The sequence below is a fragment of the Saccharibacillus sacchari DSM 19268 genome (assembly GCF_000585395.1).
Classification (GTDB): domain Bacteria; phylum Bacillota; class Bacilli; order Paenibacillales; family Paenibacillaceae; genus Saccharibacillus; species Saccharibacillus sacchari.
This window is the reverse complement of record NZ_KK073875.1, coordinates 2,886,538-2,910,253: the sequence shown is the minus strand read 5'-3', so window position 1 is coordinate 2,910,253 and position 23,716 is coordinate 2,886,538. Positions and strand designations below refer to the sequence as shown.

21 protein-coding genes and 1 pseudogene are annotated in these 23,716 nt (G+C 55.6%); 9 read left to right on the top strand and 13 right to left on the bottom strand.

Annotated features, from left to right (window positions below):
• Positions 1–286: 286 nt before the first annotated feature.
• The 10 genes and pseudogenes from SACSAC_RS12500 to tatA form a co-directional block, all read right to left on the bottom strand.
• Positions 287–1,528: a GNAT family N-acetyltransferase gene (locus tag SACSAC_RS12500; RefSeq protein WP_051507079.1), complete on the bottom strand. Its 1,242-nt coding sequence runs from the start codon at positions 1,526–1,528 to the stop codon at positions 287–289.
• Positions 1,506–2,849, bottom strand: coding sequence for a F390 synthetase-related protein (locus SACSAC_RS12495; RefSeq protein WP_037286807.1), 1,344 nt, complete (start codon positions 2,847–2,849; stop codon positions 1,506–1,508). Before SACSAC_RS12495 ends, SACSAC_RS12500 begins: the two co-directional genes overlap by 23 nt.
• A 48-nt stretch (positions 2,850–2,897) precedes the next feature.
• A complete protein-coding gene (locus tag SACSAC_RS12490) occupies positions 2,898–3,902 on the bottom strand; it encodes an MBL fold metallo-hydrolase (protein ID WP_245608631.1) in 1,005 nt (334 codons plus the stop codon).
• The gene (locus SACSAC_RS12485; protein ID WP_037286805.1) at positions 3,899–4,909 is read right to left on the bottom strand and encodes an NAD-dependent epimerase/dehydratase family protein; all 1,011 of its coding nucleotides are present in this window, start codon (positions 4,907–4,909) and stop codon (positions 3,899–3,901) included. Before SACSAC_RS12485 ends, SACSAC_RS12490 begins: the two co-directional genes overlap by 4 nt.
• A gap of 570 nt (positions 4,910–5,479) precedes the next feature.
• Positions 5,480–6,853 (bottom strand): ATP-grasp domain-containing protein, encoded by a 1,374-nt coding sequence (locus SACSAC_RS27085; protein WP_051507078.1) that lies wholly within the window; start codon positions 6,851–6,853, stop codon positions 5,480–5,482.
• 21 nt (positions 6,854–6,874) lie between these two features.
• Complete coding sequence (locus SACSAC_RS12475; protein ID WP_037286803.1) at positions 6,875–7,873, bottom strand: beta-ketoacyl-ACP synthase III; 999 nt, start codon at positions 7,871–7,873, stop codon at positions 6,875–6,877.
• A 233-nt stretch (positions 7,874–8,106) separates the two neighbouring features.
• Positions 8,107–8,322 (bottom strand): cold-shock protein, encoded by a 216-nt coding sequence (locus SACSAC_RS12470; RefSeq protein ID WP_037286799.1) that lies wholly within the window; start codon positions 8,320–8,322, stop codon positions 8,107–8,109.
• Positions 8,323–8,457: 135 nt separating this feature from the next.
• Positions 8,458–8,658: a cold-shock protein gene (locus tag SACSAC_RS12465; protein WP_018976919.1), complete on the bottom strand. Its 201-nt coding sequence runs from the start codon at positions 8,656–8,658 to the stop codon at positions 8,458–8,460.
• A 316-nt stretch (positions 8,659–8,974) separates the two neighbouring features.
• Positions 8,975–9,694, bottom strand: a complete 720-nt coding sequence (gene tatC, locus SACSAC_RS12460) for a twin-arginine translocase subunit TatC (RefSeq protein ID WP_037286796.1) — start codon at positions 9,692–9,694, stop codon at positions 8,975–8,977.
• 109 nt (positions 9,695–9,803) lie between these two features.
• Positions 9,804–9,962: pseudogene (gene tatA / locus SACSAC_RS28435) on the bottom strand (twin-arginine translocase TatA/TatE family subunit); the annotation flags it as partial.
• A 307-nt stretch (positions 9,963–10,269) separates the two neighbouring features.
• Here tatA and SACSAC_RS12450 point away from each other — a divergent pair.
• The 3 genes from SACSAC_RS12450 to efeB all read left to right on the top strand — a co-directional run bounded on the left by SACSAC_RS12450 (position 10,270) and on the right by efeB (position 14,467).
• Complete coding sequence (locus SACSAC_RS12450) at positions 10,270–11,733, top strand: FTR1 family iron permease (protein ID WP_037286793.1); 1,464 nt, start codon at positions 10,270–10,272, stop codon at positions 11,731–11,733.
• 38 nt (positions 11,734–11,771) lie between these two features.
• A complete protein-coding gene (efeO, locus tag SACSAC_RS28005) occupies positions 11,772–13,058 on the top strand; it encodes an iron uptake system protein EfeO (RefSeq protein WP_051507077.1) in 1,287 nt (428 codons plus the stop codon).
• A gap of 170 nt (positions 13,059–13,228) precedes the next feature.
• Positions 13,229–14,467 (top strand): iron uptake transporter deferrochelatase/peroxidase subunit, encoded by a 1,239-nt coding sequence (gene efeB / locus SACSAC_RS12440; RefSeq protein ID WP_037292739.1) that lies wholly within the window; start codon positions 13,229–13,231, stop codon positions 14,465–14,467.
• Between the two features lie 476 nt (positions 14,468–14,943).
• On the opposite strand, the gene SACSAC_RS12435 is transcribed toward efeB, so the two are convergent.
• Entirely contained in the window at positions 14,944–15,492 is a 549-nt protein-coding gene (locus tag SACSAC_RS12435) for a guanylate kinase (protein WP_037292738.1), read from the bottom strand.
• A gap of 321 nt (positions 15,493–15,813) precedes the next feature.
• On the opposite strand from SACSAC_RS12435, the gene pepT reads away from it, so the two are divergent.
• From pepT to SACSAC_RS12415, 4 genes are all read left to right on the top strand, one after another.
• The gene (pepT, locus tag SACSAC_RS12430) at positions 15,814–17,049 is read left to right on the top strand and encodes a peptidase T (protein WP_037286790.1); all 1,236 of its coding nucleotides are present in this window, start codon (positions 15,814–15,816) and stop codon (positions 17,047–17,049) included.
• Positions 17,050–17,067: 18 nt separating this feature from the next.
• Positions 17,068–17,673, top strand: a complete 606-nt coding sequence (locus tag SACSAC_RS12425) for a pentapeptide repeat-containing protein (protein ID WP_037286787.1) — start codon at positions 17,068–17,070, stop codon at positions 17,671–17,673.
• A gap of 205 nt (positions 17,674–17,878) precedes the next feature.
• A complete protein-coding gene (locus SACSAC_RS12420; protein WP_037292737.1) occupies positions 17,879–18,814 on the top strand; it encodes an aldo/keto reductase in 936 nt (311 codons plus the stop codon).
• Between the two features lie 263 nt (positions 18,815–19,077).
• Complete coding sequence (locus tag SACSAC_RS12415) at positions 19,078–19,698, top strand: acetate uptake transporter (RefSeq protein ID WP_037286784.1); 621 nt, start codon at positions 19,078–19,080, stop codon at positions 19,696–19,698.
• Between the two features lie 175 nt (positions 19,699–19,873).
• Here the strand turns inward: SACSAC_RS12415 and SACSAC_RS12410 are convergent, their stop codons facing one another.
• Both SACSAC_RS12410 and SACSAC_RS12405 read right to left on the bottom strand, forming a co-directional pair.
• Positions 19,874–20,905, bottom strand: coding sequence for a ketopantoate reductase family protein (locus tag SACSAC_RS12410; RefSeq protein ID WP_037286782.1), 1,032 nt, complete (start codon positions 20,903–20,905; stop codon positions 19,874–19,876).
• 123 nt (positions 20,906–21,028) lie between these two features.
• Positions 21,029–21,772 (bottom strand): acetoacetate decarboxylase, encoded by a 744-nt coding sequence (locus tag SACSAC_RS12405; RefSeq protein WP_037286780.1) that lies wholly within the window; start codon positions 21,770–21,772, stop codon positions 21,029–21,031.
• A 129-nt stretch (positions 21,773–21,901) separates the two neighbouring features.
• Here SACSAC_RS12405 and SACSAC_RS12400 point away from each other — a divergent pair, with 129 nt between their 5' ends.
• Positions 21,902–22,798 (top strand): LysR family transcriptional regulator, encoded by an 897-nt coding sequence (locus SACSAC_RS12400; RefSeq protein WP_037286778.1) that lies wholly within the window; start codon positions 21,902–21,904, stop codon positions 22,796–22,798.
• 106 nt (positions 22,799–22,904) lie between these two features.
• Entirely contained in the window at positions 22,905–23,630 is a 726-nt protein-coding gene (locus SACSAC_RS12395) for a DsbA family oxidoreductase (protein ID WP_037286775.1), read from the top strand.
• Positions 23,631–23,716 lie beyond the last annotated feature (86 nt).

The following is a 23,716-nucleotide window of genomic DNA, read 5'->3' as shown; positions in this document are numbered from 1 at the left end:
AAACTCCTCCTTTGGCAACAAGAGACCCGGACCCCGATCGGCTCCGGCGCGTCTCTCGTTATGGTTGTTGATGGTTAACCTGTTTCTAACCGCTATTCTATAGAAAAAAACAGATAGACGCTACATTTCTATGTATACGGAGTACTCTGTCCTAAATGAATGTAAGGTTACGCTCATCTGAAACTCACTTAAACCGTGTGAGTTTCAGCCAAACGTAAACCTACTGTTTTGAAGTGGGACAAAGTAGTAAGTCGCTTTGTTGATTAAAATCCGATAGAAACTCCGCTTAAAACTTGTACTTTTGCATAATCGGCACGCCGACCCGGTTCAGCAGCGGGGATAACATTGCCCAGCCCATACGGCGGTAAAGCGGAAGATGCCGATCATAGACCGCGCTGTATTCGATCTCGGCCGTCGCCCCGCGGTTGCGCTTGAACTGGGCAGCGCCGGCGCTTTCGTGCAGCAGGCAGCCTTCCTCGGCCGCTTGCCGCAGCAGCACGGCCGACAACATCCGATACAAGCCGACTTCCCGCGGCACCGTCGTATCGTAGCCGAACACCGGCGTCGTCATGATCCCGTCCTGCATATAATAGCCCAGCACCGCGTCCAGCCTGCCGGTGTCGCGAGCGCGCAGCGCATATAGCTTGAGCAGCCCCTTTTGCAGCGCCTGCTCGAAAAACAACGGCGTGAACACCGGATTATGCGCCGAATACTTGTCGATGTACAGCAACCGATACAGCTCGGACAGACGCGATGAATCGGTACCCGACAGCTCCTCCGGGCCGCAGATGTCATACCCGTGCTTGTCCAACAGAGCATAATCGCGCTTTTGCAGCCAGCGTGCTTTCGACGGAATTTGATCCGGGGAATCGTATAGATACACCTGACGGCTCGGAACGAGGCGGAAACCCAGCTCTTGCAACGTCTTCAGATAAACAGGCGTAGTGCGTGCATTGAGCGAGCGGAAAATAAGCGTACGGTCCGGGTACCCGCGCAGCAGCAGTTCCACCAGCGAAGTGATCTCAGCCGCTCCCATAGGCGGATACAAGTTGGTCGACAGCAGACGATTGTTCACCTGTACGGCTTTGTTGAAGCGCGAGACTTTGAACAGCCAGCCGACAGGCGTAAGCAATGCGCTCAATGCAGCTCGGGCAGCACGCGATTGCAGCATCGACAGCTCCTCCCGGGCGTAACTGACGTAATGCGTATACGGCGAAAAAACGTACGAAGCGCCGTACTCCCGGTCGCCCACGCTGATCGGCAGCGTAACGCCTAACGATTCGTGATGGACGGCGCGCAAATGCGTACCGACGTTGGCAATCAACGCGGATACGCCTTCCGTTTGCATGGCGGAGAGCCAGCGCAGCGTGGAGATATCATCCGACGCCGAGGCGGAAGCGATGCCCGATCCGGGAACGGTCACCCTGCCGGACGAATCGGGATCATGCGTCGCAGCCTCGATCGCCGACGTTTTTTCAAAAAGCCATCGTTGCAACGATTTGCCTTCATACAGGCTCCATTCGTTCATTCACCGCAAACCTCCTCTGCACCCGCCTCAGCTTGATCGCGCCGGGAACGAACGTGTAGGGTTCGAACGCAATTTCCGGCAGTTGCGCGCCGATCCGGCTGCATAAGTCCGCCAAAGCCTGTCGCACATGGCGTTCTGCTTCCGCCCGGTCAGCGTCCCCGCGCACGTCCAATTCCACGCTCAAACTCTGCGGCGTGTTCAGTACGGCGCGATACGCTTCGACCTGTTCCGAAGCCGCGATGATCGCCCGCGACACAAAATCGGGAAAGAGCGTGACGAAGCCCCCGCCCGTCCGGGCTGGCAGAACAAAAAGATCGTCGCTGCGTCCTTCAATGCGTTCAATCGCCGTAAAAGGCGAACCGCATGGACAAGACGTCTTCCGCTCGGTAAGCAAATCCCCCAACCGGTAGCGGATAATAGGCTGTGCGAAACGCACGAAGTCCGTGACAATCGGGATAAACACTCCGCGTTCGGCGTCGATGTAGTCTTTTTCAATATGCACCACGTCTTCGTTGAGATGAAGGGTTCCGTGACTACACGACGCCCCCAGAAAGCCTTCCGTACACTGATACACCTGATGGATCTTGAGCCCGAACGTCTCCTCGATCACCTGACGATCCAGCGGGTCCAGCACCTCGGCCATCGACACCAGATGCGCGGGTTCGATCTTCAATCTGCCCGCTCGGCGTTCTCCCGCCAACAGCCGCAGCATGGACGGCGGCGCAGCGAGTATCGTCGGTTGTTGAGCATTCAGCGCAGCGATATGTTGCCGTAAAGGATGCAGCAGGTCGTAAAATACGAACGCCACTCTTTTGCTGCGCACCGAACCATACAGATTGCTGTCCGCTCGCAGGAAAAAGGCTATGTTATGCCGATTCAGCAGCGATCCCGGCAGTACCCGCTCCAGAATCGTGCCGGTCCAGGCAAGTCTCTCCTGACGACTGACCAGGAACAACCCCCGATTGCCGGACGTTCCGGACGACATCCCGATGGTCAATCCCCCGATCTCCGGCGTAAAATCTCGCGTGCGTTCGGCTTGCAGCGCCAGGTTCATCGCGTCTTCGCGCCGTATGCCGGCCGTATTCAACGTATCGAAATGCTCCATCATCGCGCGTTTGTCGATCTCCGGAAAACGACGCCAATCCGCACTGTCGATTCCTTGCCATAGCTCCCGGTAAAAAGGAGACGCTTCGCGCACGCGTTCCGCGTGGCGCAAAATACGCGATTCTTGCCAACGCTCCAGACGCGCGCGATCCCGAATGGCCGCGCGCCTGCGCGCCGCCGCGTACTGCATCACGATATGAAGCGGATCGGTGTTCATCGTATCGGTTCCTCCTTTCGGATGATGCTTATATAGAGCGTAAAGCTATCAAACCTCTTCGCTGCCTGTCGTATATAGACGCTCCGCTTCCGGGCAGTGCGAAGCGATAATCGTAAGCTCCGGGAACGCTTCATGAAGCTGCCGCAATGCCCGGAAGCTCGCAGCATACGCTTTGCGATCCGGCATGATGATGCCCGCAAGACCGCTAGGCGGGCGATTCTCGCGGTAAGCGACGGCTGACCAGGCGGCGTCGGCGCATAACAGAACCGGGCCTTGTTCCGTGCGCAACAGCAAACCGATCTGCCCGTAAGCATGACCCGGCAGATCGACCGCAAGCAGACTGCCGTCGCCGAGCACATCCGTGATCCGGCGGAAAGGAAATCCGGGCAGCAGATCATGAGGAACTTCGATGCGCGACTCCGGCGAAAAGGGTCTGGCACGTTGATCAAAGTCATCCGGCAGCAAACCCGGCAAGAAGCCGCGTTTGACCGCACCGATTCCTTTTAACCGACGCATGGAATCCAGCGCTTCGCGTTCATAGAAAAATTGCGCATTCGGAAAATCCCGCAGCCCCGCCACGTGATCCGCATGGAAATGGGAGACGATAATATGCCGAATATCGGACGGATTAACGCCAACCGCTATCAACCGTTCCGCCGCGCTTTGTCCCTGTTCAAAATCGACCGGAGTCACCATGCGATAAAGCTTCTCCGGAAAAGGATCGGTCTCCCGAAAGAAGCGTTCCGCATACCCCGTATCGAATAACACGGCGCCCGCTTCGGGATGTTCGATGCAGGCAAACAAAGCAGGGATACGGATGCTGCGCAAGCTTCCGCCGCGAATCGTCACCCACTCCGGATGACGGCAGCTGCCGGTAGAAAATATCTTCAGCGAGACCTTTGGCGAAGAAGGGCTAACCACTTCCCATAGCCGATCCCATCTTGATTGAGTTGGTTGGCGCAAAAAGCGATGCGTCGACGTCGAAGAAGCAAGCGAACTTCCTGCCAGATTGGTTGGATCGTTCGCATGCCGCTGTTTATCCCGTTCCTTCACGATGGTCCGTCCTTTCGTTCCTGTTCTTGCCACCACTTCACGAACTGGTCCAATCCTTCGTCGATCCCGACTGACGGCTCGTAGCCAAGCGCCGTACGCGCCGCCTGGATGTCCAACGTCTGACTGCTTCCCAGCATACCGACCAACGAACGCGTTAACAAAGGCTCTCCGCCGGACGGTCGCAATCTTGCGGCCGTCTCCAAGACCGTTGCCGCCGCACAAGCCACGGCAAAAGGAATTTTTTTGGGACGCAGCGGCTTGCCGAGCTTGGCGAACAGCAGCTCTGCTGCTTCGGCGAAACGAATAGGTTGTCCTCCGCTAATATTGTAGATCCCACCGAGTGCTTGAGCCGAAGCGATCGCCGCAAGCTGGATGGCCCGCACCGCATCGTCGACGTAAGTCAGATCGATCAAAGCCTCGCCCCCGCCGATAAACGGTACGCCGGTCTTCTCGTTCGCTTCGATCAGACGGGGCAGAATCGTCCGATCTCCCGGTCCGTATAACGCCCGCGGCCGCAAAATAATCGTCCCCAGCCCCAATTCGCTAACGCGTCGAACCTCATGTTCGGCAGCCAGCTTCGTTCGGGCATACGCGCTGATCTGCCTAGTCGGCAGCGGATCTTTCTCTCGTACATTCACACGCTCGCGCATGCCGAAATAAAGGCTTGGCGTTGAGACATGGATAAGCCGCGACACCTCGCCAAGCATGCAGGCTTCCGCTACATTGGCCGTTCCCCGGATATTGGCCGCTTCGAAAGCTTCATCTGTTCCCCACGACGCGGATAATGCCCCGCAATGCACCACGACGTCGAAATCGCGGGATATGGCGGAGCGAATTGCTTCTTTGTCGCTGAGTTCGGCTTGAACAAAAGGGATGCCGTCTTGCTCCAGCAATCGGCCAATCTGCTTGTTGCGCCCCAATCCCACCACGTCATGGCCGTCTTTGAGCAGACGGCACGCAAGCCTTTTGCCCAGAAACCCGGTTGCCCCGGTCACCAGCATTTTCATCTTTTTCCCTCCCGAGTCGGCGTATCCCGATTGCGGCGTTCGCCGCTGTGAACAACTTTTTCTGAACGCCGAAATCCGCAGAAACCGAGCAAGCTTATCCCCGTTATCCCCCGGATATCCCCGGTTTTGGTGTAAAAGTGCTCCCAAAGACGATTTGAAATCACTTTTCCACATGTGGATAACGTTTTTTCGCGCAGTACTATCCCTAGCTTATCCACATGCAGGACGTGGTTCCTTTTGGCACGGATAGACTGGACTTTTACGGAAGCCGCAGCGCCAAAAGCGTTGTCCGGCGCGTTGAGCAGATTGAATTTGCGCAGGATTCGATTCGAACGCACACTTGCTTTTTAGAGTATTCAATCAGATTTAATGCGTTCGTCGTGCCGGCAGCTGGTTTGGACCGGTTTTCAGGTTTGCGTTCGCCCGAAACGCGCAGGGGTGAAGTGCCTTTCGGACGGCGGTGACGCGTAACGGATCGATATGACGCTTAGAGCCCGGAATATAGGGATTGCGATTTTTAACGGACATGCGATCCTTTACCGCACACGCACGATCCATAGACCAAACGATTCATGGAGCAAGTTCGAAAGCTTCGCTTTCCCCGATCGGCTGGCCGTTCCAGCCGATATCGAACACGGAAGCTTCCGATGTCGTTTGCCCGAGTGAACGTGCCGTGCGACGCAGCTCCAGCATCATGCGCAGCGCTTGAGGCAGCACGGCGGAATCGCCGCGGCGCAGCAGCACGTCTCGCGAACCGCGAAAATCGCTTAACCAGCGCGCGGCGCGCGCGGGCGAATGCAGCTGACCCAATCCGCTGCCCAACATCGGAAGCAGCAGCATGGGGGTATGTACGGGATTCGCGATCAACGGTTCGGCAATACAGGCCGGATCAGCAAGCGCTTCAAGCAGATCCGGTTCATGAATGGATTCGTTGACGGGAGCATTAGGTCCCGTTGCGGACCGCTCAGATATCGGTCGGTCGGTTGCACCGCTTCTCCCCCCTCCGCGCCGGATAAGGTCGTCTTCCCGCTCCGACGGATAAGAAAAGCCGTTTCCGCTCCGCATCTGCGGAACTTGCGGAGCCAGCAGCAGATGCACGCCGCTCGTCGCGCGCGGATTGCACTCGATCGGCAGCAGGTTTCCGTCTTGCGTACGGATAAAATCGAATGCGATCTGACCGCTGAAGCCGGTCCGCTGCACGAACAGCTCCACCCATTCCCTCGCCTGCGGGTCGTCGTCCGACCGAAAGCAGACGGACGCTCCGCTTGCCGTCTGCGGCGCCCTGTACGCCGCGTGCGCCAGCAGCCGCCCTTCGTGCGCGACCGCGTACGTGCACAGCAGCTCGCTTCCGGCGTATCGCTGCGCTACCCACACCCCGCCCTCGCGCCGTGCCTGCGCGCGGGCTTCGTCCAGCGCCACGTGCCTCGACAGCCGGGCCGAAAACCGCGAAAACTCCGGCTTCAACAAATAAGCCGGTTCCCCGGATCGCAGCGGCGGCGCTTCGCCCGCAATCGTCGCTTCTTCAATCCCTTCGCCCAACCGGAACGTCTCCGGCACGGCAAACCCCAGCCGCGCGCACAACGCGATAAACGCCCACTTGCTGTGCAGTTCGCGCAGCGTCTCAAGCGATGGCGCGACAACGCGGCAGTCCGGGCCGAAGCTGCCCCGATACGCGGAAATATAAAAAATTTCCTCGCACGTCGGCAGCAGCAGACGTATGCCCTCGCCGCGCACGATCTCGCGCAGCGCGGCAGCGTAGCCTGCCGGGTCCTGCGCCGGCGCCGGCACGCGGAAGTTCCGCTTCACCGCGCGCGACGCCGCGCACAGCGGGTACTCCAGGCTCTCGGCGGTATAGACTTCCGCCCCTCTCGCCGCAAAGCCGCGCGCCAAATCCAGCGCGCACGGCGCGCGGCCGCCCGTAATCAGCACACGTAATCCGTTCATGCGGGACCTCCTTTTTGCCGCTTAGTAAACCAGTACAACGCCGCCCAGCGACAAGCCTGCGGAAGTCCCGACCAACAGGACGTTGTCGCCTCGCTCCAGGCGTCCTTCGCGCACCGCCATATCCAGTCCGAGCGGGATCGAAGCCGCGATCACGTTGCCGTAATGCGGCGCGATATACAGCATCTGCTCCTGCGAGATTCCGAGCTTGCGTTGCAAAAGCTTCATCGCCATCACGCTGCCTTGGTGCGGCACGACAAGCTTAAAGTCTGCCATGGTCAGCCCTGCATGGCCGAGCAGCCCGTCCATAAAGTCAGGCAGCAGACGAGAGGCCTGGCGGAAGATCGCTTCTCCGTCCATCGAAAACAGATAATCGGCGGCTGTTTCCTCGCGATACGATCCAGCCGGAATCCCGCTTCCGCCGCCCCGAATCTCGGAGTGCTTCGCTCCCCCGCTATGCGTGGTCATCCGGGCGTTCAAGATCCGCGCCGATTCGCCTTCCGCGGAGCGCTCCACGACAGCGGCGGCTGCACCGTCTCCGAATAACGCCGCGCTTTCTTTATCCGTCCAGTTCAGCCCTTTCGATGCAATCTCGGAAGAAACGATCAGAATACGGCGGTAGCGTCCGGCTTCGATCAAGTACGACATCGTGTCCAGCGCCGTCACAAAGCTCAAGCAGGTCGAATTAATATCGAAACAAGGCACGCCCGATTCTTCTTCGCCAAGGGCTCGTTGGATCAAGGCCGCCGTACACGGAATCGGCTGCTCCATCGTGCCGCTGGCGCATACCAGGCAATCGATGTCCGCAAAGGTCAGCCCTGCTGCTCGCAACGCGTCTCGGGCGGCATGGGCGCCCATCTGCGAAGCGGTCTCTTCTCCAACAAAATGCCGATTGGCGACACTGGTTTTACGCATCACCCAGCCAGGCTCGGTACCGAGCCGAAGATCGATTGTTTCTGCCGAAATGCCTGTCCCCGGTAAGTATCTTCCCGTTCCCGTGATCTTGACATGACGCGTTTCCATGAACATTCCCCCTACAGGATGTTGGACTCGCGAACGATGTCCTTTTATCTTTTGACCTCATTATACGTCATACGCCGGACTGTTGATGCGGTTTCTCACGCTTCGGAAAACGCAAAAAATCGTCTTCGGTTCGCCGCCCGTCACCGGGCGATTCGTACCGAAGACGATTTTTCGTCTCATTTCCATGCAAGGCCGAACGTCCCCGCCTTCATTGCGAAGGCGAGCGTCACGGTCTACTTGTTTTCCGGTTTAGGTTCTCCTGTCGGATTAGCCAATACCGGAAGCATTTTGGTGTCCCGTTTCATCGGGGACGAGCAGATCGGACAAGTCGGTTCGTCTTCGAACGAAAAGTTGTCTCTCATCCAGCCTTTGCAGTCTTCCTTCTCGCAACTCCATACCGCGGTGCTTTCTTTCACAAGTTCCTCGTCCTGCTTTTTACGAAAATACATGCTCGATGCCTCCCCGTTATTGGATAGGGGCCGCAGCCGGTCCCGAATTTTACATAGATGAAAAAATGACAATGATTAAACTGAAAAAAGGACCACTCTCAACTCATGGTTAAGAGCAGTCCGTTCTTTGTATTCTTACAGCTTAGTTACGTTTTCTGCTTGTGGTCCACGGTTGCCTTCAACGATGTTGAATTCTACGCGTTGGCCTTCGTCGAGGGTTTTGAAACCGTCGCCTTGAATAGCGGAGAAGTGAACGAATACGTCGCTTCCGCCTTCAACTTCGATAAAGCCGTAACCTTTTTCTGCGTTAAACCATTTTACTGTTCCTGTTTCCATGAAAGAAAACCTCCAAAAAGTTATTTCCGAAACTTTGGTGGATATCCAAGTTCCGGCAACATGCATTTTTTATGCTCCGTGGGGATATAAAAAAATCACATATTGGAAAAGGTACCATACCCCAAACATGACAACCCTTTCCAATACATAATTCTGGACTGCCCAACCGCCTATTGCTTAATATCTTAACACAGCAACGATTCAAAAGCAAACGTTTCCTTCTTCGCATAATGCTTCTTTTCTAATTAAGCAAGCGAGCTGCGGCGCGACCTCAGCTCGCTAAACGGCTTCGATATAACCCTTCCGTCAGACCCGTTTATTCCATATATCGGACTGCTTGCCGCTTGGGTTGAGACAGTGAACTAATACCGATCCCGATCTCATAAAGCAGGATTAACGGAAAAGTCACGATAAGCAGCGAGAAGGCATCCGGAGGAGCAATGAACCCTGCCGAGACCAATAGCGCAAAATAAGCGTACTTGCGAATTTTGCGCAGCAAGACCGGCGTCACGATGCCGAGCTTCGTCAACAACATGATTAGAAGAGGAAGCTCAAACAGAATGCCGAACGGCACTACCAGCCGCATCATAAAGTCGAAATACTCCCGAATGCCGATTACCGGCGCAAGCCCCAGGTCTGCCGACAGTCCGAACATAAACCGCAGCACGGTCGGAAACACAATCGCATAGGCAAACGTCGCTCCGATAAGAAACAACATCAACGTTGCCGGAATATAAAGCAAGGTCGCGCGGCGTTCCGACTCGTGCAACCCCGGCTTAACAAACTGCCAGATCTGGAACAGCACCAGCGGAAAGATCAAAATCATCGCCAACCAGAAAGCGGATTGAACCATAATACTGAGCGCGTCCGTTACTCGGAACACATGCAACGACATTCCAAGCGCTTCACCCGACTGCTCCAAACCGCCAATGACCGGAGGCGCCGCCCAAAATCCCCCAATAAACAGCACCAAAAAGACGCCGACGCAGATCAACAGCCGGCGACGCAGCTCTCCGATATGTGCCAACAAACCCATCCGAACCTCATCGGGGAGAGTCGGGTCGGCCTCCCTCGTCTTCCGTTGCTTCTTTTGCCAAATTAGGCGCAGTCGCTGTGTTTTCCGCCGCTTTACGAGCAGCAGCATGGGATTCCCGCGCGGAATCATCTCCCAGCCCGCGGGTCGCACTACGGAATTCTTTCAAGGTCTCTCCAGCCGCGCGTCCAAGTTCCGGCAGCTTCTTCGGTCCAAATACAAGCAAAGCCACGCCCACCACTACCGCAATGCTTCCCGGTCCAAAAGCCATCTATAATGCCTCCGCATCCATATATTGATAATGATTATCATTTAATTTGAAATAAAGTCAGTATAGAGCGCGATCCGCTTGTTGTCAACAGAAAATATTTACATATATTTTCCTACATGTTTTAGAAACTGTTTTCGAATGAACCCGCATGGTTGAGGAATTTACCTACATGTCTTCACAAGTTTGATTATTAAAATTTTTACATTGACAATAATCTCCCGCGCTCCTATAATCGAGATACTTTTGACCGAAATGATAATCATTATCAGTTATGAAAGACTGTGCAAAGAAGAAAGGACGATTCCCCATGCGACGCGCCTTCCCGCTTCGGATTTTAGGTATTTTGCTTATGCTATCGCTGCTATTCGGCACTCTGGGAACCCAAGCGCTCGCTTCGGGTCCGTTACCGGAGGCGAAGGATGCGATCACGGCAATCGATGCAGCCCTGCTCCGGCTCGGCAGCAGCGATACCGACGGTTCGAAAGAAGCTTTTGCTCCGGTCAAATCATGGTGGACGCGCAGCAAACAGACCGTCAAAAGCGACTCCGCCGCACTCGCCGCCGAAGTGGATCGCGGCATCGCCGGAGTATCGCTCGCTTATATCGGCGGCGAACCGGAAGAGATCGGTACGGAGCTGAAAGCTCTGCGCCTGTCCCTGACCAACTACGATCAAGGCGCGTATACCGATAATGAAGGACGCACGCGCATGACGCTCAGCGTGTATATCGGCAAGTTGGACAGCCTTAAAGCATCCGTGAAGTCCGGCGACCTGGAGGCCGCGCAAAGCGGAGCCAAAGAGCTGCAAAACCAATGGCTGGCCGTCGAAGGCGAAGTCGTGGGCCGCTCCGCTTCCGTGTATGCCGACACCGAACGCGACCTGGTGCTGCTGCCCGCTTATCTGTCCGATCCGAATCAGCAAGATCAGGTACTTCCTTTGCTGGAAAACATGATCGCTTCGCTGACGCCGCTCGCCGATGCCGGATACAGCTGGATCGACGCGGCGCTTATTCCGATTCGCGAAGGATTGGAAGCTTTGCTCGTCGTCGGCTCCCTGCTCGCTTTCGTCCGCAAATCCGGCTCGCCGCGCGGCCAGCGCTGGATCGTCGGCGGTTCGGCCGCGGGCCTGGTCTTCTCGATCGCGGCCGGGGCGGGTGTCTCGCTGCTGCTCTCCGCTTCCGTATTCGGCGCAAGCAACTCGCTCCTTAACGGATGGACAGGAGTCGCGGCGGCGGCCATGCTGCTGTACGTCGGCTACTGGCTGCATAGAAGCTCCGATATTCAGCGCTGGAACGCTAAGCTGCGCAATGACAGTCGCCAGGCGTTATCGGGCGGGCGGATGTTTTCGCTGGCGCTGTTGGCTTTTCTGGCGATCGTGCGCGAAGGACTGGAGACGGTCATTTTCCTGATCGGCCTTGCCGGACGGATGCCCGGGCGTGAGCTGCTGCTCGGTATCGCAGCCGGATTCGGCGTGCTGGCGCTCGTCGCCGTCGTGATCCTCAAGCTGGGCGATCGACTGCCGTTGAAACCTTTTTTCCTCGTATCCAGCCTTGTCGTGTTCTACCTGGGCTTCAAATTCCTCGGTTCGGGCATTCACAGCTTGCAGATGGCGGGGCTTATCCCGTCCACAACCGAACCTTATCTGCCGTCCGTCGCTTCGATCAGTCTGTATTCGTCCTGGTACAGCACGCTGCCTCAACTGCTTCTGTTGCTGGCCGCTCTGGCTACATATCTCGGTCCGTTCATGCGCCGTAAGAAACAGCAGATCGTATAACCCGCTTTTCCAAATTCAACTTTACGGAGGTACTCACCATGACTCATTTCCTGACAAAAAAGAGCACAACGACGCGCCGCAAGCTGCCGTACGCGATCCTTTCTTCGGCGGCGCTGGCTGCGATGCTCGCGCTGAGCGCTTGCGGCACGGAAGCCAAAGATACAGCAGCAACCACCCAAACCGCTGCCGCTGATCCGGGTACCGACACCGCTGTCGAGACAGCGGCCGCTACGACGGAACCGGCAACAACGGGCGACGCGGCGGCTGCCGGCGAAGTCGATGAAGCAACTGCTGCCGTACGCGAAGGCGCGCAAAAAATGAAAGACGAAACGGCTAAGTTCCAAGAAGCGCTCGCCGCCAACGACGATGCCCAGGTCAAAGCGCTCAGCGGCTCGATCAACGATGTATGGCTGTCCTACGAAAACACGGTGCGCGACCAATTCCCACTGCTGTATACGGAAGTCGAGAAATACGAAATGCCGATCTTTTCCGCATCCGCTTACGACAAAATGGACTACCCTTCGCTGACGGATAGCGCAGAGAAACTGCAAGGCGCGCTCGATAACCTTTTGACGGCTAAAAAGACTTCCGCGGCCGCTTCCGAAGTGTTGGCGCAGGCCGTTACGGGATACGAGACGTATGTGCGCGAGCAAACGGATCGCTTCGTCGAGGAAACGCAAGTGTTCGCCGATGCCGTCAAAGCAGGCGATATCGACAAAGCCAAAGCCGCCTACGCAACCTCCCGCGCTTATTACGAAAACATTGAGCCGATCGCGGAAAGCCTGGGCGACCTCGATCCGAAGATCGACGCGCGTCTGCCGGACGTCGAGAGCGAAGAGCAATGGACCGGCTTTCATCGGATCGAACGCGCGCTGTGGGAAGACGGTTCGCTCGAAGGTCAAGACAAATACGCCGACCTGCTGATGACGGACGTCAAAGCGCTGCAAGCCAAAGTATCCGAGCTGAAACTGGAACCGGAAGCGATGGTCGCGGGCGCGATGGAACTGCTGAACGAAGCGGCGACGTCGAAAATCACGGGCGAGGAAGAAACGTATTCGCATACCGACCTGGTCGATCTGGCTGCCAACGTGGAAGGCTCCAAAGCCGTATACTTCGCGATTATTCCGGCGCTGAACGACGGGCATCAGGAGCTGGCGGATCAGCTCGACCAACAGTTCCAGACGATGGAAAAAACATTGTCGCAGTATAACAAGGACGGACAATACGCGCTCTACACGGACCTTAAAACGGAGCAAATTCGGGAGCTGAGCGATCAACTGTCCCAATTGTCGGAACTGATGTCGCAAACGGCGAAAATTCTGTAAATGCAACGGATTCGGGGGAGAACGGGATGAAGAAGGGAAACGGCATGAATCACGGGGACGAAGATCGCAAGCTCGGAGAAGCCGATATCGAAGCGGAAAAAGGAGCGCACCTAGCGCAATCGAGCGGCGTCTCCTCGCACGAAACAGCAAGCACATCCGACGACGCCGGAATGCCGAAAAAAGGCTATACCCGGCGCGAAATGCTGAAAATGTCCGCGGTAGCAGGAGGAGGGCTCGCGCTCGGGGCTAGCGGTCTGGGCGCGATCATGAAAATGTTCGGAGCGACCGAAGCGCCAACCCGGCCGAGCGGCGAAACGTCCTCGGTCACGAATGAAAGGTTGGACTTTTACGGAGAGCATCAGACGGGAATCGTGACGCCGCAGCAGACTTACATGTATTTGGTAAGCTTCAAGGTGACGGCTTCCGACCGCGATACCTTGATCCAGCTGCTGCGGGACTGGACGCGTTTTTGCGATCTCAGTACGGGCGGTTCTTCCGCCGTGGAAGGTAACGGGCGATTGCTGCCGCCGAGCGACAGCGGCGAAAGCGTCGATCTTCCGGCGGCGCGGCTGAGTCTCACCTTCGGCTTCGGCCCTTCCTTCTTTTCCCGGGATGGCCAAGATCGGTTCGGAGTGGCTGCGCAAGCGCCCAAGTATCTCGGCGATATCCCCCGAATGCCCAAAGACCGGATCGACGAAACGCTGTCCGGCGGCGATATTTGCGTTCAGGTGTGCGCGGAAGACCAGCAGGTCGCTTTTCACGCGGTACGCAATTTGATCCGGCTGTCGGCATTTACGGCTTCCGTGCTGTGGATGCAGGAAGGCTTTATCAGCTCGCCTCCGGGCAATACGCCGCGCAACTTGTTCGGATTTAAGGACGGTACGGCCAATTCGCTGCACGATTCGAACTCGGGCTATCAGGATGTCGTATGGTGCGGGAAAGACGAGCCTAGCTGGATGCAAGGCGGCAGTTATCTCGCTTATCGCAAGATCCGCATGCTGCTGGAAGTCTGGGACCGCTCCTCGCTCAAAGATCAGGAGGATACGTTCGGTCGGCACAAGGATTCGGGGGCTGCCTATGGGAAAAGCGGCGAATTCGACACCGTGTCGCCCGGCGAGCTGCCTGTGGATTCGCATGTGCGCCTGGCGAAAGATAACGGCGCGCAGATGCACCGCCGCGCTTATTCGTACACGGGCGGGATCGACGCCCGTACCGGAAACGTCGAAGCGGGCCTGCTGTTTCTCAGCTATCAGCGCAATCCGCAGGAACAGTTTATCCCGATGCTGCGCTTGATGAGCCAGATGGACAAGTTGAACGAGTACACGTCGCATATCGCGAGCGGGATGTTTGCTTGTCCGGGCGGGTGGAAGCCCGGGGAGTATATCGGACAACGCCTAATGGAAGGATGAGGATAAATTCCTATTCGTTTGGGGGCGGAAAGCTGGGAGGCGCTGCGGGAGAAGTTCGTTCAAGACGCTGTCTCACTCGGAAAACTGGATTGGATTTAAATAAGGGAGTTTTCCGAGTTCAAAGGCGTCTTTCACTGAACTTCTCCCTCCGCTCTCGCTTTCCCTGACGAGCAGGAATTTGAAGGTGTCGGTAGAAAGTAATTTTAAAACCAAGAAAATAGAAAGAGCCGCTTCCGGAGTTGGAAGCGGCTCGGCGTATTGAGAGAGTTCAACGTAGCTGGAAGCGAGAAGACGGAGAGAAAATTCAGTTCAAAACGCCTTTGAACTCCAAAAGCTTCTCCTTGAATTCACTTCCAGCAGCTTTTAGAGTGAGACAGCGTTTTGAACGAATTTTTCTCGGAGTCTTCTCGCTTCCCCCGCCGAAGTAACTTTCGAGCGCAGCCTGAGCCGCTTCCGTAACTTGGAAGCGGCTCTTTCTATTTGATGCCCAACATGGGGCGCAGGGAGCGGACGATCTCGCCTGCGCGTTCCAAAGCGCCTTCGCCGCTTCGGATGATGAGATCGCATCCTTCGAGGGCGGCGATCTCTTCGTCGTAGCCGGCGAGCCGCGCCGTGATCTGCTGCGTGTCGGAGCCGCGTGCCAGCAGGCGGGCTTCGCATTCGGAGCGTGCTGCGGAGACGCCGAGCATCAAGGCGCGGTCGCCGAGCAGGGCCTTGGCTACGCGGGCACCGCTCGGGTCGAGCACGATGGAGCGAAGTCCGGCACCGCCTGCGGCGTCTTCGATCGAAGCCAATGAGGTGCCGTATAGATGGCCGCGGTACTCGCTGGTTTCCAGCATTTTGCCTTCATCCATCATCCGCTCCAGCGTCTCGCGCTTCGTAAAGTGGTAGTCGACGCCGTCGATTTCGCCTTCGCGCGGCGCTCTCGATGTCCAGGTCACGATGCGAGGAAGTCCCAATACGGCTTGAAGCGTCGTTTTGCCCGAAGCGCTCGGCCCTTGAAAAACAACCAGCGATATGTTCATATGTCCAACCTCCGAATGCCGAATCGCAGGAGTTCTTTTTCCTGATCCGGCCTGATAAGATGCAACGTGTATTTTCGCATGTTCGCGCGAAATGCGCCAGCTTTGAACCGATCGAACCGTAAGCCGCAGGCTTTTTTCGAAACCCTTTTTCATGCTAAAATAAGGGTATGCGCGCCTCTGTCCTTTCGAACAAGAGCGCCAAATCGAACGCCGATCCGGACTGCCCGCTGGCATCGCAACCCCCTTCCCTCACTTGTAAGGCGAAGGGGGTTCGTGCCTAATTGCGCCGGAATCGGCCCAACGGAAAGAAGGAATTTACCCGTGAAAAAAGAGCTGATCGAACGTCTCGACCGCTATGCCCGTTTCGATACCCAGTCCAATGAAGACAGCGAGACCTGCCCTTCCACGCCCGGACAAATGAAGCTGGCCGAGCAGCTCGTGCGCGAGCTGACGGAGATGGGCCTTACGGAAATCACGCTCGACGAGAACGGCTATGTCATGGCTTCGCTCGAGGCCAATACGGATAAAGATAACGTTCCGGTGATCGGCTTCCTCGCCCATTTGGACACGGCAACCGAGCTGAGCGGCGCGAACGTCAATCCGCAGATCGTGGACAACTACGACGGCGGAGATATCGTGCTGAACAAAGAACTCGGCATCGTCTTGTCCCCGCGCGAGTTCCCCGAACTGTCGCATTACGTGGGCCATACGCTGATGACGACCGACGGCACGACGCTGCTCGGCGCCGACGATAAAGCCGGCATGGCGGAAATCATGACGGCGCTGAACCATCTGATCGCGCATCCGGAGCTGAAGCACGGCAAACTGCGCGTCGCGTTTACGCCGGATGAAGAGATCGGACGCGGACCGCAGCGTTTCGACGTGCAAGCGTTCGGCGCGAAATACGCGTACACGATGGACGGCGGGCCGCTCGGCGAGCTGGAATACGAAAGCTTCAATGCCGCTGCCGCCAAAGTCACGATCAAAGGCGTCAGCGTTCACCCCGGCACCGCCAAAGGCAAAATGATCAACGCGGCCAAGATCGCGATGGAGTTCCACCGTCGTCTGCCGGAGCAGGAGTCGCCGGAATTCACGGAAGGCTACGAAGGCTTTTTCCATCTGCTCGATATCAACGGCGGGACGGATCAGACGACGCTGTCGTACATCATCCGCGATTTCGACCGTGACAGCTTCGAGAATCGCAAAAAGCTGATGGAAACCATCGCGGGCGAATTCCGTCAGACGTACGGCGACGAGAACGTGCTGCTTGAAGTGCGCGATCAATACTACAATATGCGCGAAAAAATCGAGCCGGTGATCGAGATCGTGGATCTGGTGAGCGACGCGATGAAAAAGCTGAATATCACGCCGGACATCCGTCCGATCCGCGGCGGCACCGACGGTTCGCAGCTGTCTTACATGGGACTGCCGACACCGAATATTTTCACGGGCGGCGAGAACTATCACGGCCGTTACGAATACGTGTCCGCCGACAACATGGTCAAAGCAACGGAAGTCATTTTGGAAGTGGTGCAGGCGTTCGAGCGTCAGGCCTAAACGGGAGGCGACTTAACCATGTTCGAATATGAAAACCGCAGCTACGAGGACGTCGATTTCGGCGCGCAGGAACTGCGGGACGGCGAGCTGACCAACTGCACGTTTGTCCGCTGCCGCTTTACGCACGGTTCGCTGGAGGAAATCTTGACGCGAGGCTGCCGCTTCACCGAATGCGATTTCCGCGGTGCCGCGATGAACGGCTCGATTCATATCGAATCGGCGTTCGAGAACTGCAAGTTTACTGAAGCGAATCTATTTGCGGCCAAGTTCGATAATTGCAAAATGACCGGGTCGGACTTTGCAGGCTCCAAGCTGGACGGATTCACGGTGGTACGGGGCGATTGGTCGTATACGAATCTGCGCCATGCGCGCTTGGACCGGCAGGATCTGCGCGGGGCGCGCTTTTTCGAAGCCGACTTGTCCGAAACCAGTCTGCAAAAAGCCGATCTGCGCGGGGCGGACCTAACGCGCTGCATGCTCGGGAATGCCAAGCTGCAAGGCGCGGATCTGCGGGATGCCGTACTGGACGGAGTCGATTTCAAGGCACTGGACGTGAAAAACGTACGCATGGATCGGGAGCAAGCTGTTTTGTTTATGCGTTCTTACGGGGCGAAAGTCGACTGATCCCGCGATAAACGGATGATAGGATTCAAACATACGGTGGACGGGAAGCTTCCGTTCACCGTTTTTTCATTTCCCGACTTTTTTAATCGGATTTTAAGCTTAGAGAGTTACGTCGGTTCTTTTTGCGGGTAAAATATATAGATGCGGTTCGAATTTATTTTTGCATTCATTTACGGAAAGCGAGGGTTTTGCAATGACGAAAGCAGTGAACGAGAAAGTAACTTTGGGTAAAAGCGGTTTGAAAGTGAACCCGATCGGCCTCGGCACCAATGCCGTCGGCGGGCATAACCTTTTCCCTAACCTGGATGAAGAAGCCGGCAAAGCGTCGGTTCGCTCGGCTTTGGAAAGCGGCATTAACTTCCTGGATACGGCGTTCATCTACGGACCCGGACGTTCGGAAGAGCTGATCGGCGAAGTATTGAAAGCTTACGGGCATCGCGACGAGATCGTCATCGCCACCAAAGGCGCGCATAAAATCGTCGACGGCGGCGTCGAGCTTGATAACTCCCCGGCGTTTCTGAGAGAATCGGTCGAGGCCAGCTTGAAGCGTCTCGGTACCGACTACATCGATTTGTACTATATCCATTTCCCGGATGAACATACGCCGAAAGACGAAGCGGTAGGCGAGCTCGCGAAGCTGAAGCAGGAAGGCAAAATCCGCTCGATCGGCGTCTCCAACTTCTCGATCGAGCAACTGCGCGAAGCCAACAAGGACGGTCACGTCGACGTGTTCCAGGGCGAATACAACCTGTTCAAACGCGGCGCCGAAGCCGAGCTTCTGCCTTACGCCAAAGCAAACAATATCTCGTTCGTCCCTTACTTCCCGCTCGCTTCCGGTCTCCTGACCGGCAAATACGGCGTGGAAGACAAGCTCGACGAGAGCAAGCTCAAAAACCCGATGTTCCAAGGCGACAACTTCAAACGCAACGTGGAAAAAGTAAACCGCCTGCGCGAAATCGCCAACGCTCAAGGCGCCGACATCTCTAACGTCGTCCTCGCTTGGTACCTGACCCAAGACGCGATCGATTCCGTCATCCCGGGCGCCAAAAACGACAAGCAGGTCGCGGCCAACCTCAAAACGCTCGACGTCAAACTGACGCCCGAGCAAATCGAACAGATCGATTTCCTGTTCCGCGACTAAGTGTAGATATCTTCTAAAGTCCCAGACAGCCATAGGCTGCCTTCGGGGCTTTTTTTATGTTTTTTCATACATATCCCTTTTCGTAAGCGTATCCAGTCTCGATCCTGCATATTTTTTCGGAAAATTTTCGCTAAAACACGAAATTCCATATTCATTTCGTCTTTCTTTTCGAGTACAATAGGTCAGTTGAGTTCCACAAAGAACGGAACCGTTCGGAAATCACTTGCTTTCTATCTTGCATTGTTGGAGGAATAATTAAAGCTATGAATCACCCGTCACCTTCTACCGTCAAAGTCGTTACCGCCGATCCCGGCGCAATCGGCTTGTTCGGTCTGGCCATCGTTACGCTCGTTGCTTCGTCGCAGAAGCTCGGATTGACGGAAGGCCTCAGCTACGCCGCTTCCTGGGCCGTTTTCCTGGGCGCTTTCGCTCAGCTCTTCGCCAGCATCCAGGATGCGAAGCACAATAACACGTTCGGCATGACCGCTTTCGCCGCCTACGCCTTCTTCTGGTTCGCCATGGCGACCAACTGGTTGATGAAAATGGGCACGTTCGGTCCCGAGCTTGCCGGCGCCGTCGACGGCAAACAGCTTGGTTTTGCTTTTGCCGGATACCTGGTCTTCACCTTGTTCATGACGATCGGCGCGATGGAGACAAACAAAGTCTTGTTCATCATCTTCTGCCTGATCGACGTCTTGTTCCTCGGCCTGACGTTTGACGCATTCGGCGCGCCGGAATTCTTCCACACCTTGGCGGCTTATGCTGAACTGGCAATCGGCATCGTATCGCTGTACGGCTGCGGAGCCAATGTGCTGAACGTCCACTTCGGACGCGAGTTCCTGCCGATCGGCAAAGCCTTCGGCATCTTCAAACCGCGCGCGTAAGTCGGGAATTCATCCCGGCAAGCGCTCTTGCCGAAGCTGGATATTGAACGGTTCCGCATGATCGACGCGGATCGTTTCCACGAAAAAGACAGCCTATGAAAGTCGTAACCGCGACTTTCGTAGGCTGTCTTTTTTTTTTGCGGGGGTACGGCTCCAATGACCGTAAATCCGCCTTTTATTTCAGGTTGAGCAATTGCTTGAATGCCTTTATATTGATATCGAAATCAGGCACGGTTCCGGATTGTTCGGCTGCCTGGATTTGCTCGACGACCAAGTCGTTGAAAGGCGTCGGGATGCCGGTTCCTTCGGCCATTGCCGGAACGACGCCGTTGATATAATCGATCTCGGTCTTGCGTTTCTTTTCCAGATCCTGAAGCATGCTGGCTCTCAGCAGCCGGGAAGGCTCCATGGTTGTCCGAAGAGTCAGAATGCGTTCGGGAATATCGCTTTCGCTGTTCAATTCCAAAGACTCCACGTCGAATCCGCCCATTTTGGCAAAGGTAATGCCGTTCGCGTGACCGACCTTGATCGTCTCGTCCGCGATATGAACCGCGCTCTCGATGCCGGTTTCATGGTCGAGAATATCCCCGTACATCCCGTTCAACGCTGCCGATAAGCCGCTGAACGCGTTATTGATCAGCAGTTTCGACCACTTCGTTCCGACCAAGTTGTCGGAAACGTGCGTGCCGCCCACCAGCTCCAACACCGATCGGATGCGCTCGATCCGTTCGGTCGTTTCGCCGTTCAGTTCTCCGATTTGAAAAGCGTACTGCTTGAATTGATTGTATTCGGTCGTAAGCGCGGAGACGCCCGGCTCGATGAAAGTCGCGCCGAATTCGACGGAACCTGCAATGACGCGTTTTTCCCCGACGATCGAAGCTACTTTTTGTTCGGGTATCCCGTTTTGCAAGGAACATACCACGCTGTCTTCGTTCAAAAAAGGAAGCAGTTCCGCAAGAACGGAGTCGTTGTACAACTGCTTGGTCAACAGCAGGACCAGATCGTATTTTCCCGACTTGTTTTCAGGCGTGACGGCTTTGACCTCGGCATGAAATTCCGTCGTCCCCGTTACTTTTGCACCGGATTGATTCAAGGCGTCCACATGTTCCCGATACGCATCGATCAACTCGACGTCCATGCCTCCCGAAGCCAGATAGGCTCCGACTATGGTTCCCAACGAACCTGCTCCCAAAACCGCGATTCTCATCCTAAAATCCCCCTTATCGTTTCTCTAGGTAGCTTGACCAACCTTGATCGGAGGCTTACGTTAACCTGAAACGCACACGCTTTAGGTGCGTTTCAGGTTGGCGTAACCTTACTTTTAATTTGGTCAAGCCATTAAGTAGTTGTACACGGGCTGCGCGGCATTCAAGGTTAAATCCGTCAGGATATGGGATGCCGATACGACTTCCAATACGGGCAGATCCGCAAGAGGCGCCAGGGCATGTTCGAACAATTGAAGCCGTGCCGGACCGCTCCAAGCCCCTTTGACCTCAATATCCGTGATTTGCGTTCGCACCAAATCGCAAATCCGTAAATTTCCTTGGTAATCCGTCGCGATCTTCACCATAAAATTAGGTCGGCAAATTTCGCTTTTGGCTGCTTCCTTGTCCATCTCGAAATGCTTGTAGCCCATGGTGGCATTGGCTATGCGTAGCGAACCGTAGTCCAGCGTGCCCACCAAAGTGTCCGAGTCCACGTAAAGCTTGGGCGCGCCCAACTTTTTGGGATAAGCCGTAAGCTCCCGACCGCTTGCGATCGCCGGAAAATTGTCCACGTACATCGAATGCACGTAATCGCCGTCCTCGCCGTCGAATCGGACGGGAATGACCTGCCCGGCTTCGGTATAAGCGCCCAAACCAGAAACGTCGGGCATCCACATCACTTCGAATCGGACCAAAGGGTCGACGATCTCGAGAGGTTCCGGCACCGCTGCCCGCAGCGCTTCGATATCCGTGCGGTAAACGATGTTCAGATATTCCCGGTTAACGAATTGATAAGGCGGTAAAGGGTAAGCGGGCGCCGTCAGCGGCGTATTGAGATTTTTCGCTATGTTGGTTACATCGATTTTCATGGAATCATGTCCTCCTTATCGTCGCTTGAAGTTTTATACTGTTCATTCATCGTACCTCTGGTTTTAAATTTAATCTAATATATAATTAGTTATGTACACATTTATTCTAATCAATAGGTAGGGATGCGAATGGAACTGCTTCAGCTCAAATATTTTCAGACGGTCGCCTATACGGAGCACGTTTCCAAAGCAGCCAAACAGCTGAATATCGCGCAGCCTTCTTTGAGCCTTACCATCAAAAGACTCGAAGACGAATTGGGCACGGCCCTTTTCGAAAGGACGGGAAGAAACATTCGATTGAGTCCTTCGGGAAAAATTCTTTTGAAGCATGTCAACCGAATTTTTACCGAGATCGAAAACGCGAAACGGGAAATTCATTCGGAAGAGCAGCTGATCTCCGGAACCTTGAACATCGCGATCACGAATCCGAGATTCCTGACGGGACTGATCAGCGACTATATCAACCTTTTTCCCGAATCGAAAATCATCCAAGCGTTGGGAGTCAAAAGCGACATATGCACGAGTTTGAAAAAGGGAGACATCGATCTGGGAATAACGGGCCATCCGATCGAAGACGAAGAAATCGAAAGCCGCGTTTTGGTGGACGAAGACATCGTGTTGGCGCTGCCTTCGAACCATAAGCTAACGGGCACGACCAAAATCCCGTTAAACCGCGCTGCCGACGAACCGTTCGTTACGTTGGCCAACAATGCGGAATATCGGGATTTTACGACGTTGCTTTGCGGGAAAGCCGGCTTCGTGCCGAATATCGCTTTCCAGGTCGACTCGCATTTGCTGGTCGAGATCATCAAGCTCGATCAAGGCGTAGCGCTGCTTCCGATCTCGATTTGCCGGGCATTGGGACTGAATCATATCGAAATCGCGGACGACTCGGCCACGTATCCCGTAGGTTTGTCTTGGAGCAAACATCGGACACTGTCTTCTTCGGCCGAAAATTTTCGCGACTTTATTCTGTCGTACTACGAACAAAACCGCGCCATGTTCAAAGTTCAGTTGGTATTATAATATCATTTAGTGTTATAATGTAACGAAGGATTGTAAAGTAACATCTATCATTCAGCGATTCGGGTGCGATCGAAAAAGCATCCGTCGCCAAAAGGAGTCTTTTCCCATGAAAATCGAAGTCTGGTCGGACTATGTCTGCCCGTTCTGTTATATCGGCAAACGCCGCCTCGAACACGCTCTAGAACGTTTCCCGAACAAAGATCAGGTTGAAGTCGTCTATAAAAGCTTCGAACTCGATCCGAACTCTCCGGTGCAGCATAACGGCGATATTCACGATCTGCTCGCCGGCAAGTACGGCATGAGCCGCGAGCAGGCCATGGCTTCCAACCGCAGCGTCAGCGAAGCGGCACGCGGCGTCGGCCTGAATTACGATTTCGACAATATGCGTTACACGAACACGTTCGATGCGCATCGCTTGGCTCACTTCGCGGCCGAAAAAGGACTGTCGCCGGCTTTGACCGAGCGTCTGATGCAAGCCTACTTCACGGAAGGCGCATTCCTGGGCGATCATGAAGAGCTGGCGAAGCTGGCTGCGGAAGCGGGACTCGACAAGGACGAAGTGCTGGCCGTATTGAAATCCGATACTTACGGCGATAAGGTTCGGGCCGACGAAGACGAAGCGATGCAGCTCGGCGTGCGCGGCGTGCCGTTCTTCGTATTGGACGGCAAGTTCGCGGTTTCCGGCGCGCAGCCCGACAGCGTGTTCGATCAAGCGTTGGAACGCGCGTGGGGCGAGCGTCCCGCATTGACGGTGCTCGGCGACGATTCGGCGGATCTGGACGGATGTTCGGACGGCTCGTGTGCGGTGCCGGGGGGCGGGAAGCCTGAGTAAGGCTTCTTCGGAATTCCTATTCGTGGAAGGCCGCGCTGGGGCGCTGCGGGAGAAATTCGGTCGAGACGCTGTCTCACTCGGAAAAC

Bases quoted from the DNA above. Each gene is read 5' to 3' on its own strand.
- efeO (WP_051507077.1), top strand. From the start codon at position 11,772: ATGACTCATTTCCTGACAAAAAAGAGCACAACGACGCGCCGCAAGCTG.
- SACSAC_RS27085 (WP_051507078.1), bottom strand. From the start codon at position 6,853: ATGAACGGATTACGTGTGCTGATTACGGGCGGCCGCGCGCCGTGCGCG.
- SACSAC_RS12475 (WP_037286803.1), bottom strand. From the start codon at position 7,873: ATGGAAACGCGTCATGTCAAGATCACGGGAACGGGAAGATACTTACCG.
- SACSAC_RS12395 (WP_037286775.1), top strand. From the start codon at position 22,905: ATGAAAATCGAAGTCTGGTCGGACTATGTCTGCCCGTTCTGTTATATC.
- SACSAC_RS12450 (WP_037286793.1), top strand. From the start codon at position 10,270: ATGCGACGCGCCTTCCCGCTTCGGATTTTAGGTATTTTGCTTATGCTA.
- SACSAC_RS12400 (WP_037286778.1), top strand. From the start codon at position 21,902: ATGGAACTGCTTCAGCTCAAATATTTTCAGACGGTCGCCTATACGGAG.
- SACSAC_RS12465 (WP_018976919.1), bottom strand. From the start codon at position 8,658: ATGGAAACAGGAACAGTAAAATGGTTTAACGCAGAAAAAGGTTACGGC.
- SACSAC_RS12435 (WP_037292738.1), bottom strand. From the start codon at position 15,492: ATGAACATATCGCTGGTTGTTTTTCAAGGGCCGAGCGCTTCGGGCAAA.
- SACSAC_RS12405 (WP_037286780.1), bottom strand. From the start codon at position 21,772: ATGAAAATCGATGTAACCAACATAGCGAAAAATCTCAATACGCCGCTG.
- SACSAC_RS12485 (WP_037286805.1), bottom strand. From the start codon at position 4,909: ATGAAAATGCTGGTGACCGGGGCAACCGGGTTTCTGGGCAAAAGGCTT.
- SACSAC_RS12410 (WP_037286782.1), bottom strand. From the start codon at position 20,905: ATGAGAATCGCGGTTTTGGGAGCAGGTTCGTTGGGAACCATAGTCGGA.
- SACSAC_RS12415 (WP_037286784.1), top strand. From the start codon at position 19,078: ATGAATCACCCGTCACCTTCTACCGTCAAAGTCGTTACCGCCGATCCC.
- efeB (WP_037292739.1), top strand. From the start codon at position 13,229: ATGCCGAAAAAAGGCTATACCCGGCGCGAAATGCTGAAAATGTCCGCG.
- SACSAC_RS12470 (WP_037286799.1), bottom strand. From the start codon at position 8,322: ATGTATTTTCGTAAAAAGCAGGACGAGGAACTTGTGAAAGAAAGCACC.
- SACSAC_RS12500 (WP_051507079.1), bottom strand. From the start codon at position 1,528: ATGAACGAATGGAGCCTGTATGAAGGCAAATCGTTGCAACGATGGCTT.
- tatC (WP_037286796.1), bottom strand. From the start codon at position 9,694: ATGGGTTTGTTGGCACATATCGGAGAGCTGCGTCGCCGGCTGTTGATC.
- SACSAC_RS12425 (WP_037286787.1), top strand. From the start codon at position 17,068: ATGTTCGAATATGAAAACCGCAGCTACGAGGACGTCGATTTCGGCGCG.
- SACSAC_RS12495 (WP_037286807.1), bottom strand. From the start codon at position 2,849: ATGAACACCGATCCGCTTCATATCGTGATGCAGTACGCGGCGGCGCGC.